The following is a 14,367-nucleotide window of genomic DNA, read 5'->3' on the forward strand; positions in this document are numbered from 1 at the left end:
GAGCCGTTCAAAATGGGAGTGCTGAACATGAAAAAACTGAGCATCCTTCTTGGTGCCGTCGCGGGTCTGGCGATTTCCGCCGGCAGCGTGCTGGCCGATTCCACGGTCAAGATGGTCGAGGTCATCACCAGCCCGCCGCGTACCGAATTCCTCAAGAAGCAGATCGCCGAATTCGAGGCGGCCAATCCGGGTGTCAAGGTCGAGCTGGTATCGCTGCCCTGGGGCCAGGCGTTCGAGAAGTTCCTCACCATGGTGCAGGCCGGCGACACGCCCGACATCGTCGAGATGCCGGAACGCTGGATGGGTCTCTATGCGACCAACGGCCAGCTCGAGGATCTCGGGCCATACATGGCCAAATGGGACGATGCCAAAACGCTGGGCGAGCGTGCCAAGCAGTTCGGCTCGACGGTCGATAACAAGCAGTACATGATCCCTTACGGCTATTACCTGAACGCGCTGTTCTGGAACAAGAAGCTGTTCAAGGAGGCCGGTCTGGACGGTCCGCCGGCGACGCTCGATGAATTCGTCGAGGACTCCAAAAAAATCTCGGCGATACCGGGCAAATACGGCTACTGCCTGCGCGGCGGCCCGGGCGCCTTCAACGGCATGCATATGTTCATGAACATCGCAGCCGGCAAGGGCGGCTATTTCAACGAGGACGGCACCTCGACCATCAACGAGGAAGGCTCGGTCAAGGGCCTGCAGATGCTCGCCGACATGTACAAGAACGGCCTGGCGCCGAAAGATGCGGTGAGCTGGGGTTTTAACGAGACCGTCACCGGCTTCTACAGCGGCACCTGCGCCATGCTGAACCAGGATCCCGACGCGCTGCTCGGCATCGCCGACAAGATGAGCGCCGACGACTTCGCCGTGGCACCGATGCCGGTCGGGCCGAGCGGCAAATCCTATCCGACGCTCGGTTATGCCGGCTGGGCGATGTTCGCCAATTCCCAGCACAAGGACGATGCCTGGAAGCTGATGGCGACGCTGTTGTCGCCCAAGGACAATCTGGAATGGGCAAAGGAAGTCGGTGTCATTCCAATCCACAACGGCGCCGACCAGGACGCCCACTTCAGGACCGAGCAGTTCAAAGGCTGGTTCGAGGAACTGAACAACGGCGACAAATACGAGATGGTGACGCCTCCGACGCATCTGGAAAACCTTGGCAATTTCGTAGACCAGGTGGCGATCAAGAATTTTCAGGAAGTGCTTCTTGGCCAGAAGGCGGCCAAGGACGTGGCCGACGAATGGGCCAAGTTCCTGACCAAGGAACAGCAGGACTGGCTGGCCAAGAACAAGAAATAGCTTTTGTTCCTTCTCCCCGTTCACGGGGAGGGGGTGTCACGACGTGACGGATGAGGGGCGGCGCCAACCCGACTTGGCTCGCGCTGCTTCTCATCTGCCTGCCCGTCCTCCGCAGCAGCTGCGCTGCAGCTGCGGAGGGTGGACCGGCATCTCCCCGTAAACGGGGAAGGCGCTGTCGCCAGCCCGTGCTTACCCAGGAGACGATCAAGTACCAATGACCTATGCCGTGTCCGAAATCCGATCCGCCGGCAGGCCGCGAAAGAAGCGGCTATCCCATGCCGCGATCGAGCCTTGGCTCTATCTCAGCCCGGCGATCGCGCTGCTGGTCGTCGTGCTCCTGGTGCCGCTGGTTATCGGTGTCGGCTACTCGTTCCGCAAATTCTCCGCTTTCAAATCCGAATATGTCGGGCTTGGGCAGTATCAGGCGATGCTGTCGGATCCTGTGCTCGGGCAGGCGCTCGTCAACACGCTATGGTGGACGGCAGCCAGCCTGTTCTTCCAATTTTTCCTTGGACTTGGCCTGGCGCTGCTGCTCGATACGCCGTTCCGGGGCAGAAAGATCGTGCAGGCCGTGGTGTTCCTGCCTTGGGCGGTACCGTCCTTCCTCTCGGGCCTGACCTGGGCCTGGCTGTTCAACCCGATCATCGGGCCGCTGCCGCATTGGCTCTACGCCTTGGGGCTGAAAGCCGAGCCAACCAACGTGCTCTCCGATCCCTCGACAGCCATGTGGGGGCCGATCGTCGCCAATGTCTGGTTCGGCATTCCCTTTTTTGCCGTCACGCTTTTGGCGGCGTTGAAGTCGATCCCGTCAGAACTGCATGAGGCGGCGGCGATCGACGGCGCCTCGCCGTGGCAGCGCTTCACCAAGGTGACGCTGCCGTTCCTGGCGCCGACCATCGTCATTACCGTCATGCTGCGCACGATATGGATCGCCACATTCGCCGACCTGATCTTCGTCATGACCGAAGGCGGGCCTGCCGGTTCGACCGCCACGGTGCCGGTCTATATCTATGTCAGCGCGTTCAAGTCACTGGATAAGGGCTATGCCTCGGCGGTGGCGGTGCTGCTGCTTGTGCTGCTCATCGTCTATGCGATTGCGCTGATAGGCATCCGCCGATCGCTGGTGAGGCACGTCTGATGATTGCCGGACGCTCCGTCTCCTCGCGCATTCTCGGCGGCATCGGCCTTTACGGCGCCATCGCCGCCTATATGGCCTTCGCGCTGTTCCCGATCTTCTGGACGTTGAAGATCTCGGTCACGCCGGAGCGGCTGCTCTATTCCGAAGGCATCACTTTCTGGCCGTCGCAAACGACGCTGCAGAACTTCGTCACCGTGCTCGAAGCCACCGATTTTCCGCGCTATTTCCTGAACAGCGTTATCGTTTCGGTGTCGACGGCAGCCTTCGTAACGGTCATTGCCACGCTGGCCGGCTACGCCATGTCGCGATTTTCCTTCCGCGGCAAGGCGACCCTGGCCATCCTGCTTTTGCTCACCCAGACTTTTCCGCTGGTGATGGTCATTCCGCCGATCTACCGCATCATGGGACAGATCGGCCTCATCAACAGCCTGACCGGCCTCGTCATCATCTACACCGCGTTCAATACGGCCTTTGCGACCTTCCTGATGCAATCTTTCTTCGACGGCATCCCGCGAGACCTGGAAGAGGCAGCCATGATCGACGGCTGCACGCGCCTGCAGGCGATGCGCAAGGTGATCGTGCCGCTGACGCTACCCGGCATGGGCGCGACGCTCGGCTTCGTCTTTACCGCCGCCTGGAGCGAGTTGCTGTTTGCGCTGATGCTGATTTCCAGCGACGACCAGAAGACCTTCGCGGTCGGCCTGCTCACCTATATCGGCAAATTCGCGGTCGACTGGGGACAGATGATGGCTGCTTCCATCCTGGCGCTGATCCCGGTCTGCGTCTTCTTTGCCTTCCTGCAACGCTACCTCGTCACCGGCCTTACCGCCGGTGCCGTCAAGGGATAGATCGATGGCCTCCGTTACACTCGACAAAGTCCGCAAAGACTATGGAGCCGTGCGCGTTCTGCACGCGGTCGATCTCGAAATCGCCGACGGCGAGTTCGTCGTTCTGGTCGGCCCGTCCGGCTGCGGGAAATCGACACTGCTGCGTATGATCGCCGGGCTGGAGGAAGTCTCCGACGGCGAAATCCATATTGGTGAGCGCCTGGTCAACGACATTGCGCCAAAGGACCGCGACATTGCCATGGTGTTCCAGTCCTACGCGCTCTATCCGCACATGGACGTGTCGAAGAACATGGGTTTCAGCCTGATGCTGAGAAAGGCCGGCAAGCCGGCGATCGATGCAAGGGTGGACAGTGCCGCCAAGCGGCTCGGGCTCGGTGCGTTTCTGCAGCGCCTGCCGCGGCAATTGTCTGGCGGCCAGCGTCAGCGCGTCGCCATGGGCCGTGCCATCGTGCGCGACCCGAAGGTCTTTCTCTTCGACGAGCCGCTTTCGAACCTCGATGCCAAGCTGCGCGTTCACATGCGTGCCGAGATCAAGGCGCTGCACCAGCAATTGAAGACCACTTCGGTCTATGTCACCCACGACCAGACCGAAGCGATGACAATGGCCGACCGCATCGTCGTCATGCATGACGGCCTCGTCCAGCAGGTCGGTGTGCCGCTCGATCTGTACGACCGGCCGGTCAACATGTTCGTCGCCGGGTTCATCGGCTCGCCCGGCATGAATTTTCTGCCTGCCGTGGTTGAAAAGGGCGCCAAGCCGGACGCCATCCTGGCCGACGGCCAGAAGCTGAGGCTGCCGGACGGCTTGCCGCTCAGGGATGGCGATGCGATCACCGTCGGCTTGCGGCCCGAGCATATCCGGCTCGCCGACAATGGCGCGCTGAAGGGCGAGGTGGGTGTCGTGGAGCCGCTCGGCCTGTCCACCCAGTTCTATGCCGGGCTTGCCGGCCAGCAGGTCTGCGTGTTTGCCATGGGCCGGGCCAGCGTGAAGCCGGGTGAGGCCGTGCGCCTATCGGCTGATCCGGCATCGCTCCATCTGTTCGATCCGGCAAGCGGCGATCGCATCGGCTAATCCTGCATCCCGAAATGAAAAACGCCGCCCGGAAGGCGGCGTTTCGGTACCGCGAGAGAAAACCCCGATTACTTGATCTTGGTTTCCTTGAATTCGACGTGCTTCTTGGCGACCGGGTCGTATTTGCGGAACGACAGCTTGTCCGTCTTGGTGCGGCTGTTCTTGCTGGTCACGTAGAAGAAACCGGTGTCGGCGGTCGACAGAAGCTTGATCTTGATGTTTGCGGCTTTGGCCATGATGTTCGTCCGTTAATGTTCGTGGAGTTTTGGCCGCTGGAGCACGGGAAACACCCGGACGCGGGAAACTTGCCGCGACACATAAAGAACGCGCCCGGAAAGTCAACCCTTGTCCAGGTTCTGTGTCGTAAGCAGATGAGTTGTCCGGATTAGGTAGCACATGAGTTGTCCGGGTTTATTGCCAGCCGATGGAGGCTGGGGACGAAGCGGACATTGATGTGCTACCAAAACCCGACAATTTGATTGGGTGCCGACAGCCGCGGGAGGCTCCTGTGTGCCTCCGGCCGTCCTCCGGGTGGCGTCTCAGTTTGAATGCTAGAGCGGCGGACTTTCATGTGAGTCCGTACCCTGCGGCTGCGAAGTAATTTCTGCATTCTGTTGGAGAGAAGAGATTGCAGATATCGCCAATGGCCTGCCACAGGGCGTCGATGGTTCTGATGGCCTTTGCGCGCAGGTGCGCCTTGAGCTTGGCGAATGCCATTTCGATGGGATTGAGATCTGGGCTGTAGGGCGGCAGGAAGAGCAGCCATGCGCCTCTGGCCCGGATCGCTGCCTCGGCGGCCGGGCTCTTGTGGGCAGCGAGATTGTCGAGGATGACGACATCGCCCTTTGCCAGCGTCGGAGCGAGCTGCGTTTCGACATAGGTTTCGAAGATGCGCCGGTTCATCGGCGTGTCGATAACAAAAGGGGCCGTGAGCCCATGACAGCGCAACCCGGCGATGAAGGTCTGCGTCTTCCAATGCCCGAACGGTGCCTTTGAGCGCAGCCGTTGGCCCTTTAGGCAGCGGCCGCGCAGACGTGTCATCTTCGTAGTGGTTCCGGTTTCGTCGATGAACACCAGCCGATGTGGCTCAAGCCGCATCCGCGGCTGGCGCCTGGTCTGCCACTCCTGCCGCGCCTTGCTGACGTCGGGACGATCTTGCTCGCTGGCCAGCAGCGTTTTTTTTGAAGCGATAGCCATTCCTGATGAGCCAGCGCGAGATCGAGGCAGGAGCGACCTGGACGTCTGTAGCAGCGGCCAGCTCGGCGGCAAGCTCCGGCATGGTGATGTCATCCTTCTCGGCCACACGGCCAAGCAGGAACGCACGATGCGGGTCGAGCTTGGAATGGCGGCGGCCACCGCTGGCCTTGGGCGCCAGGCTCTCGGTCTTTCGATAGTTCCTCATCAGGATCACGACAAACGAAACCGACACCCCAAAATGTGCCGCCGCCGCACGCCGCGAGTGGCCAGCCTCGACAAACCGCACAACACGTTCACGCAAATCGAGCGAATAGGGCTTGGGCATGGCAAATCACCTCCTACAGGAAGTGAATCATGAACCACGCCTCACTGGAATCCCTCGCGATTCAAACTGAACGTCCGACGCTCTAGCTATGAGTATCGAGCGATGGACGGCTGATCGATCACCCAAAGCCAGTTCCCGTCACCTTGCCGGCGAGCGATTTCCGCAGTAACGGTGCCATCGGCAAGGCGCGTGGAAGTGAGCGCCAAATCCCTGTTGATGATAGCCGGACGCTGATCTCCGAGATCAAACTTTCGTCCCGCTGCCACCAACTTGGCGTAAAATCGGCGGATGGCATCTCTGCCGCAGGCCAACTGTCCGTTGCCGGTAGCGAGGATGGCACCGGGTTCGTAAAGAGCAGCCATTCCTTCCGCGTCTCCCGCTTGCTCGCGAGAAACCAATAGCCGCGCCAGGTCCTGGGGATCGCTTGCCGGTTTGCGGTTTGCTTCATCATTCATCGGCAGGCTTCCTGACAGCCAAATTCAAACCGAGATACGACCAGGTTCCGGTCACTCCGCCGCGACGGTTTCCCGTTGCAACGCCTTCTTCCAGTCTCCCGTCGTGTTCCACCAGCGGTTCGGGTTGGCGCGGTCGTCGAGACCCTTGGAGCGGCTGGCAAGCAGTGGCTGAATGCGGATCACCGGCTCCTGATAGCTGTGAACCTGGTAAATCGCTTCGACGACGCGAGCGGCGAGCTTCTGGTCGTCAGGCAGTTCGAACGACACCTCGACAGTCCCTGGCCGCCTGCGCAATTCCGTCTCGGCGCCGGCGGCGGCACCTTCAAGCGGCCGGTAGCGTTCGATGCCGTCCGCCGACTGGAAAGCATTGCTGTCATATTTGCCCATTCCGAGCGGTACGATCGCGACCACCGCCTCCATGATGCGGTCGACATCGGCTGCCGGTGCCTGAAAGGTCACCAGCAGCAGCAATTCCATCCGCAGCGATTTCGTTTCAAAGCCACTATCGATCATCCGAGGTCTCCCTGCTATGCATTTTGGGGGAGCATATACTCGAGCCCTCCTGACATGGTTGTGTCAGGAGTTGGTCAGCAGTGGGAGCGATGTCGGCAGCTGGGCCGACTCAGAGGATTTTGCGGAGCAGCCTGGTGCCGACCAGCACGATATAGCAGGCGAAGAACAGGCCGAGCGCCCAACCGAAGCCCGACGGCCCGAAAGCGTCCATGCCGATGCCGATTGCCTGCGGGCCAAGCACCATGCCGACGCCGTAGCAGAGAACGAAGGCGGCGTTGGCGGAGGCCAGTTCGTGGCCGGAAAGCTGGGAGCCGAGGTGAGCAAGACCGATTGTATACATAGCGGCGACCACACCGCCCCAGATGAACAGAAGCGCTGCCATCAAATGCCAGTTATGCGCGAAGAACGGCATGAAGACCGTGCCGGCAAGCCCGACAGTGGCACAGGCCATCAGCAGATAGCGGCGGTCGCTGACGCGGTCGCTGATCATGCCGATCGGGATCTGCAACAGCACATTGCCAAGCCCGATCATGGTGAGCAAAAGGGCGGCGTCCGCCTCTGAGTAGCCGATGCGGCTACCGTAGACCGGGAACAGTGCAAAGCCGCCGGTCTCGACCGCGCCGAACACCAGCACGGCGGCGGTTGCCGTCGGCACCAGCCAGATGTAACGCAGGAAATTGCTGGTTTCGCCGTCCGAGACGATCGTCGGGCTCTCGTTGCGTGCCGCCAGGACCGGTATGGCAGCGAGCGTAACCAAGGCGATGGTAACGCCGAAGGGCAGGAAGCCACTGCTGCCGAGATGGGCGAACAGCCAAGGCCCGGCGGCAAAGCCGAGAGACAGCACGGTGGCATAGATGCCGAGGACCAGTCCGCGCCGGTGTGGCGGCGCCGAGGTGCTGATCCAGAATTCCGACAGGATGAACAGCACCGTCAGCGCGATATGCAGCAGCACGCGCAGCGGAAACCACATCCAGAAAGCTGGCGCGAAATGGAAACCGACAAAGGCCAGCGCTCCGGCCGCAATCATGGCAAGCATCGTCCAGGCGACCCCGAACCGCATGGCAAGCGGAGTGGCGAGCGGCGCGCCGGCGATAGAGGCGAGGCCGGCGACCGCGGTGTTGAGACCGATCATCGACGCGGAATGGCCACGCGTTTCCAGGATCACGCTGAGCAGCGGCATGCCAAGGCCGATGGCAATGCCGACGACGCTGATCGACGAGATCGCCGCGACCATCGGCAGCCAGTGTACGCGTTCCTTGCCCTGCGGCTGGATATCGACTGTCATGGAATGCCTGGCTGCTCTAGAGAATTTCGCGGACGAAGCGATTGCGGACAAGCCGGTAGAACGGCACGGGACCGCCGGGGCTCAGCAGCGGATCCCGGGCGAGCCGGGTTTCCAGCTCCTCCAGGACCGTGCGCGTGATGTCTGGAATATCGGCTTGCCGGGCCTTGGCCAGCGGCAGCCAAACGACGTCTTCCAACTCGTCGGTCGGACCGCCATCCGGCAGTTGCACGGCGACATCGTCGCGCCATGCGGCGAGAAAGCGCGTATCGAAGCGGCGCACCCGGTTGGGCGGGGTGATGGCGCGTGCGACGAAGCGCAGCGCTTGCAGTGATGGGATGACGCCGTGTTCGACAAAGCCCTGCCAGTCGCGCCTGGCGGTTGCGAACACGCCTTTTTGACCGATCAGCAGGCCGGCCTCCTCATAGGTTTCGCGGATTGCCGACAAGGCAATGGCGCGGGCGCGAGCCGGGCTGGTGCGACCGATGCCAGCGGTCAATCTCGCTTCTTCCTCGGGATGAAGTGCGGTGGCTATCGAGATGCGGCTGTCGGCCGGATCGGTGCGGCCGCCGGGAAACACGAATTTTCCCGGCATGAAGGCATGACGGGCGTGGCGCCGGCCCATCAGCACCAGGAATTCGTCGCCTTTGCGGTCGAGCAGGATCAGCGTCGCGGCGTCGCGCGGGCGTATTGGCTTGGCCTCGAGCGCGTTCCGCTCAACCTTGTCGACTTCCGCCTTGGTCATAACGTCCATGCGCTCGACCTAGCGGAATCTTCTCCGATGCGAAAGTGGCGTCCAGCCATGCCGATTGCGCCAGCCTCGGTTTCAAGCCTCGGGATGCGACTCGATCAGATCTTCTTCACCGCCAAAGCCGTGCATATAAAACGCCCATTGCAGGCCGATGACAGCGCCCTTGACCGGCTGCAGCAGGACGACGGCGAGAATGATGGTCAATGGCACCCAGATGGCGATGTGCTGCCAGGTCGACAGCGTCGAGGTTGCCTCGACACCCATGAAGGCGCCGAGCACGATGTGGCCGACAATGACCACCACAAGATAGGCCGGCAGGTCGTCGGCGCGATGGTGGTGAAGTTCCTCGCCGCAATGATCGCATTTGTCGACGGTTTTGACGAAGGCGCGAAACAGCTTGCCCTCGCCGCAATGCGGGCAGCGGCCGAGCGTGCCGCGTTTCATTGCCGTCCATAGCGGCCGGGCGGTCCGGCCCGAGTGATGTTCGCCGCCAAAAACCCGTTCTTCCACCTGCAGTTCTGTTGGCATTACCGTCTCCTGCCGCGCGAGCCTGGACGCGATTGCGACGCCCGGGCGCGGCCTTTGGCCTTGTGGAACGACCGTTTGGAGCCGGGCAGCGGCTTTGGCTCGGTCAGCATCTCGAAACGCATCGCGCCGGCCATCGGCGCCACCTCGATCAGGCGAACCTCGACGCGATCAGCAAGCTGATAGCCCTTGCCGGTGCGTTCTCCGAAAAGCGATCGAGCAGTTTCGTCGTATATATAGTAGTCGCCGCCCAGGGTTGAAACCGGAATGAAGCCATCCGCGCCATACTGCGGCAATTGGACAAACAGGCCCGATTTGGTGACGCCCGAGATGCGGGCGTCGAAACGGTCGTCGATGCGCTCGGCGAGATAGGCGGCGATCAGCCGGTCGACCGTGTCCCGCTCGGCGGCCATCGCGCGCCGCTCGGTCGCCGAAATCAGCGCCGAGACCTCTTCCAGCCGCTCCGCCTCGTCCTGCGTCAGGCCCCCCGGACCAAGGCCGAGTGCGGCAATCAGCCCACGATGCACGATGAGGTCGGCATAGCGACGGATCGGCGAGGTGAAATGCGCGTAGCGCTTCAGGTTGAGGCCGAAATGGCCGATATTGGCGGGCGAATATTCGGCCTGGCTCTGCGAGCGCAGCACCACTTCGTTGACCAGCCCCTCATTGTCGGCGCCGCGCACGCGAGCGAGGATGCCGTTGAACTGGTTCGGCCGCATTTGCGCGCCGCGCGCCAGCGACAGGCCGAGCGTCTGCAGGAATTCACGCAGCGATTCCTGCTTGGCGAGCGAGGGCGCATCGTGGATGCGGTAGACCAGCGCCTGGCGCTTCGCCTCGAGTGTCTCGGCGGCGGCGACATTGGCCTGGATCATGAACTCTTCGATCAGCTTGTGCGCGTCGAGCCGCTCCGGCACGACGACCTTGTCGACGGTGCCGTCCTGCTTGAGCAGGATCTTGCGCTCGGGCAGATCGAGCTCAAGCGGCTGGCGCGTGTCGCGGCCGCGCTTCAGGATCGCGTAGGCGTCCCATAGCGGCTTCAGCACCGTATCGAGGATCGGGCCAGTCGTGTCATCCGGTGCGCCGTCGATCGCCGCTTGCGCCTGCTGATAGGCGAGTTTCGCCGCCGACTTCATCATGACGCGATGGAAGGAGTGTCTGAGTTTGTGGCCATCGGCCGAGAAAGTCATACGCACCGCTATCGCCGGACGATCCTGGCCCTCGCGCAGCGAACAGAGGTCGTTCGAGATGCGCTCCGGCAGCATCGGTACGACGCGGTCGGGAAAATAGACCGAATTGCCGCGCTTCAGCGCTTCGCGATCGAGCGCCGTGGCATAGCGCACGTACGCAGCGACATCCGCAATGGCGACGGTGACAACCACGCCGCCGGCGTTCTTCTCGTCGGTGTCGGGCATAGCGAACACCGCGTCGTCATGATCCTTGGCGTCGGCCGGATCGATGGTGAGCAGCGGCAGCTCGCGCCAATCCTCGCGGCCGGCAAGCGTCGCCGGCTTGACCGCCTCCGCCTCGGCGATGACGTCGGCGGGAAAAATATGCGGAATGTCGTGTGCGTGAATGGCGATCATCGAGACCGCCTTTTCGCTGGTCAGCGAGCCCAACACCGCCAGAACCTTGGCTCGCGGCAGCCCGTAGCGGGAGGCCCGCGCCGGCTCGACCTCGACCAGGTCGCCATTCTTGGCGCCGTTCTGGAATTCCTTGTCGACGACCAGCTCCGGCTGGCGCCTTTCCACCGGCTCGATGCGGAACGTGCCGTCCTTCAGCACACGGAAAACGCCGAGAACCGCATCGGTGCGCTTCTCGAATATCTTCATAACCCGGCCGGTATAGGCGGGGCCTGCCGGATCGTCGGTCGGAAAGGTCTTGGCCAGCACGCGGTCGCCGATACCAGGCGTCGGGCCATTGCCGCCGCGCGACACGCGGATCGCTATGACCGGAGGTTCGCCATTGCCAATCGCTTCGGTCGGGTGCGCCAGCAGCACACCGTCGGCGTCACGGCCGAAGATGTCGAGCACCGCGACGTGGGGCAGGGCGCCGACACGGGCAAGCCGCTTGCGCTCCTTGGTCAGCAGGCCTTCATCCTGCAGGTCGCGCAAGACGTCCTTCAGCCAGATGCGGTCTTCGCCGCGCAGCGCAAACGCCTTGGCGATGTCGCGTTTTCCGGCGCGGTCCGGATTTTCGGCGATGTAACGCAGTATCTCTTCGCGTGAAGGCCGGTAATTGTCCCTGACCTTGGCACGGGTATCGGCGGTGCGCAGATCGCCGTGGCTTCTTCCGGAGACTTTGCGCGCCAACCCGTCCTATCCCTTTTTCCTGGCCGCCGGTTTTTTGGCCGCAGCCGATTTCTTCGCAGGCGCGGCCGCTTTGCGGAAGGGCTTCCTGGCGCCATTGCCGCCCTTGGCTTCCTTTTCCGCAATGAGCGCCACCGCATCCTCGATCGTCACCGATTGCGGATCCTTGCCCTTCGGCAGCGTCGCATTGACCTTGCCGAAATTCACATAAGGCCCGTATTTGCCGTCGCGCACGACGATCTTGCCGCCGCCGGCAGGATGCTCGCCAAGTTCCTTGAGCGCAGCGGCTGTGCCGCCATTGCGGCCGCCTTTGCCCTTCAATTGCTTCTCGGCGATCACGGAGACGGCGCGATTGAGGCCGATCGAGAACACGTCCTCGATGCTGTCGAGATTGGCGTAGGTGCCGTCATGCAGCACGAACGGCCCGTAGCGCCCCAGCCCGGCCGAAATCATCTTGCCGGATTCCGGATGCTTGCCGACGTCGCGCGGCAGCGACAAAAGGGCGAGTGCCTTTTCGTGATCGATCGAATCGACAGTCCAGCCCTTGGGCAGGCTGGAGCGCTTGGCATCCTTGCCGTCGCCGCGCTGGATATAGGGGCCGAACCGGCCATTGCGCAGCGTGATCTCCTCGGCGGTATAGGGGTCCTTGCCGAGCACTTTGGTGCCGTCTTCGCCACCGCCGTTCTCTCCATTGGGATTGGCGGCGTCGCCGAGCTGGCGGGTGAAGGAGCATTCGGGATAGTTCGAACAGCCAACGAAGGCGCCGAACTTGCCGAGCTTCAGCGACAGGTTGCCGGTGCCGCATTTCGGACAAATGCGCGGGTTCGAACCGTCTTCCCGCGCGGGAAAGACCAGCGGCGCCAGTTCCTCGTTCAATGCATCGAGGACGTCGGTGACGCGCAACTCCTTGATGTCGGCGACGGCGCCGGAAAAATCCTTCCAGAAATCGCGCAGCACGTCCTTCCATGCGAGCTTGCCGTCGGAAATCTCGTCGAGCTTTTCCTCCAGCGAAGCGGTGAAGTCGTACTCGACATAACGCTCGAAGAAGCTTTCGAGGAAGGCCGACAAGAGCCGGCCCTTTGCCTGCGGCACCAGCTTGCGCTTGTCGATGGTGACATAGTCACGATCCTCGAGCGTCTTCAGGATCGCCGTATAAGTCGACGGCCGGCCGATGCCCAACTCTTCCAGCTTCTTGATCAGCGAAGCTTCCGAATAACGCGGCGGCGGCTCGGTGGTGTGCTGGGTGGCGTTGATCGCCTCGCGTGTGAGCTGCTCGCCGGCACGGATCTCGGGCAGGCGGCGGCTTTCCTCGTCTTCCGAATCTTCTTCCTTCTGCTCGATGTAAGCGGCAAGGAAGCCGTCGAAGCGAACAACCGAGCCTACAGCGCGAAGCTCGGCGGTGCGAGGGCCGTTGACTGCCTCTATCTCGACCGTGGTGCGCTCTATCTCGGCCGGCTGCATCTGGCTGGCGATGGCGCGTTTCCAGATCATCTCGTAAAGCCGCGCCTGGTCGGCGTCGAGATACTGCTTGACGGAAGCCGGCGTGCGCATGAAATCGGTCGGACGGATCGCTTCGTGCGCCTCCTGGGCATTCTTGGCCTTGGCGGAATAGACGCGCGGCTTTTCAGGCAGGTATTTAGGGCCGAATTCCTTGGCAATCGCATCGCGCGCGGCAGAGATCGCCTCCGGCGCCATCTGCACGCCGTCGGTTCGCATGTAGGTGATCAGGCCGGTGGTCTCACCGCCGATCTCCATGCCCTCATAGAGCCGCTGCGCCACCTGCATGGTGCGGTTGGCCGAAAAGCCGAGACCCGATGAGGCTGCCTGCTGCAGCGTCGAGGTGGTGAAGGGCGGCCCGGGATTGCGCTTGGTCGGCTTCGCTTCGACAGACGCCGCCTTGAAGCTGGCGCCTTCGAGCATCGCTTTGATGTCGTCGGCCTGCGCCTTGTTGGAAATGTCGAGCTTTTGCAGCTTCTTGCGCTCGAAGGCGGTCAGCCGCGCCTCGAAATTTTCCTTGCGCGGCGTACCGAGAATGGCGGCGACCTGCCAGTATTCCTCGCGGATGAAGCGCTCGATCTCGGATTCGCGGTCGCAGACCAGACGCAGCGCCACCGACTGGACGCGGCCGGCGGAGCGGGCGCCAGGCAGCTTGCGCCACAGCACGGGCGACAGCGTGAAGCCGACCAGATAGTCGAGCGCGCGGCGGGCGAGATAGGCATCGACCAGCGGCGCGTCGATCTGGCGCGGATTGGCCATCGCCTCCAGCACGGACGCCTTGGTGATGGCGTTAAAGACGACGCGGCTGACCGGCTTGTCCTTCAACGCGCGCTTTTGCTTCAGCACTTCCAGGACATGCCAGGAGATCGCTTCGCCCTCGCGGTCCGGATCGGTGGCGAGGATCAGCCCGTCGGCGTCCTTGACCGCCTTGGCAATATCGGCGAGACGCTTTCCAGACGCGGTGTCGACGGCCCAGGACATGGCAAAGTCCTCATCCGGACGCACCGAGCCATCCTTGGCCGGCAGATCGCGGACATGGCCGAACGAGGCCAGAACCTTGTAGTTCTTGCCGAGGTATTTGTTGATTGTCTTCGCCTTGGCCGGCGATTCGACGACGACGACGTCCATACGGTCTCATATCAGTTGTGATGCG

At 62.4% G+C, this 14,367-nt stretch carries 13 protein-coding genes; 4 read left to right on the plus strand and 9 right to left on the minus strand.

Translation table 11 applies throughout. The features are described from left to right. The first annotated feature begins 27 nt into the window (after nt 1-27). The 4 genes from NKI70_RS19965 (at nt 28) to NKI70_RS19980 (ending at nt 4,363) form a co-directional block, all read left to right on the plus strand. Nucleotides 28-1,305 (plus strand): ABC transporter substrate-binding protein, encoded by a 1,278-nt coding sequence (locus tag NKI70_RS19965; protein WP_031212851.1) that lies wholly within the window; start codon nt 28-30, stop codon nt 1,303-1,305. 214 nt (nt 1,306-1,519) lie between these two features. Further along, the gene (locus tag NKI70_RS19970) at nt 1,520-2,443 is read left to right on the plus strand and encodes a carbohydrate ABC transporter permease (protein ID WP_352455645.1); all 924 of its coding nucleotides are present in this window, start codon (nt 1,520-1,522) and stop codon (nt 2,441-2,443) included. Then, a complete protein-coding gene (locus tag NKI70_RS19975; protein ID WP_352455646.1) occupies nt 2,443-3,291 on the plus strand; it encodes a carbohydrate ABC transporter permease in 849 nt (282 codons plus the stop codon). Before NKI70_RS19970 ends, NKI70_RS19975 begins: the two co-directional genes overlap by 1 nt. Nucleotides 3,292-3,295: 4 nt before the next feature. Beyond that, complete coding sequence (locus NKI70_RS19980) at nt 3,296-4,363, plus strand: ABC transporter ATP-binding protein (protein ID WP_352646436.1); 1,068 nt, start codon at nt 3,296-3,298, stop codon at nt 4,361-4,363. Nucleotides 4,364-4,431: 68 nt separating this feature from the next. On the opposite strand, the gene rpmG is transcribed toward NKI70_RS19980, so the two are convergent. The 9 genes from rpmG to topA all read right to left on the minus strand — a co-directional run bounded on the left by rpmG (nt 4,432) and on the right by topA (nt 14,342). Next, nucleotides 4,432-4,599 carry a 50S ribosomal protein L33 gene (gene rpmG / locus NKI70_RS19985; RefSeq protein ID WP_006201775.1) on the minus strand — a complete coding sequence of 56 codons (168 nt, stop codon included), beginning with the start codon at nt 4,597-4,599 and terminating at the stop codon, nt 4,432-4,434. Nucleotides 4,600-4,930: 331 nt separating this feature from the next. Further along, nucleotides 4,931-5,885, minus strand: a protein-coding gene (locus NKI70_RS19990; RefSeq protein ID WP_352619121.1) for an IS630 family transposase whose coding sequence is annotated in 2 segments (ribosomal slippage) — nt 4,931-5,567 and nt 5,566-5,885 — 957 coding nt in all. Because the reading frame shifts where the segments join, the coding sequence is not laid out codon by codon here. Nucleotides 5,886-5,971: 86 nt separating this feature from the next. Further along, nucleotides 5,972-6,340, minus strand: coding sequence for a YybH family protein (locus NKI70_RS19995; protein ID WP_352455648.1), 369 nt, complete (start codon nt 6,338-6,340; stop codon nt 5,972-5,974). A gap of 51 nt (nt 6,341-6,391) precedes the next feature. Further along, nucleotides 6,392-6,853 (minus strand): YqfO family protein, encoded by a 462-nt coding sequence (locus tag NKI70_RS20000; RefSeq protein WP_352455649.1) that lies wholly within the window; start codon nt 6,851-6,853, stop codon nt 6,392-6,394. Between the two features lie 109 nt (nt 6,854-6,962). After that, complete coding sequence (locus NKI70_RS20005) at nt 6,963-8,138, minus strand: MFS transporter (protein ID WP_023679978.1); 1,176 nt, start codon at nt 8,136-8,138, stop codon at nt 6,963-6,965. Nucleotides 8,139-8,154: 16 nt separating this feature from the next. Further along, a complete protein-coding gene (locus tag NKI70_RS20010; RefSeq protein ID WP_352724858.1) occupies nt 8,155-8,889 on the minus strand; it encodes an NUDIX hydrolase in 735 nt (244 codons plus the stop codon). A gap of 72 nt (nt 8,890-8,961) precedes the next feature. After that, nucleotides 8,962-9,414, minus strand: a complete 453-nt coding sequence (locus NKI70_RS20015) for a DUF983 domain-containing protein (protein ID WP_352724859.1) — start codon at nt 9,412-9,414, stop codon at nt 8,962-8,964. Further along, entirely contained in the window at nt 9,414-11,720 is a 2,307-nt protein-coding gene (gene rnr, locus NKI70_RS20020; RefSeq protein ID WP_502897747.1) for a ribonuclease R, read from the minus strand. Before rnr ends, NKI70_RS20015 begins: the two co-directional genes overlap by 1 nt. Nucleotides 11,721-11,726: 6 nt before the next feature. Further along, the gene (topA, locus tag NKI70_RS20025) at nt 11,727-14,342 is read right to left on the minus strand and encodes a type I DNA topoisomerase (protein WP_352697742.1); all 2,616 of its coding nucleotides are present in this window, start codon (nt 14,340-14,342) and stop codon (nt 11,727-11,729) included. Nucleotides 14,343-14,367: the final 25 nt, after the last annotated feature.

The organism is Mesorhizobium sp. M0500 (genome assembly GCF_040321165.1).
Lineage (GTDB): Bacteria > Pseudomonadota > Alphaproteobacteria > Rhizobiales > Rhizobiaceae > Mesorhizobium.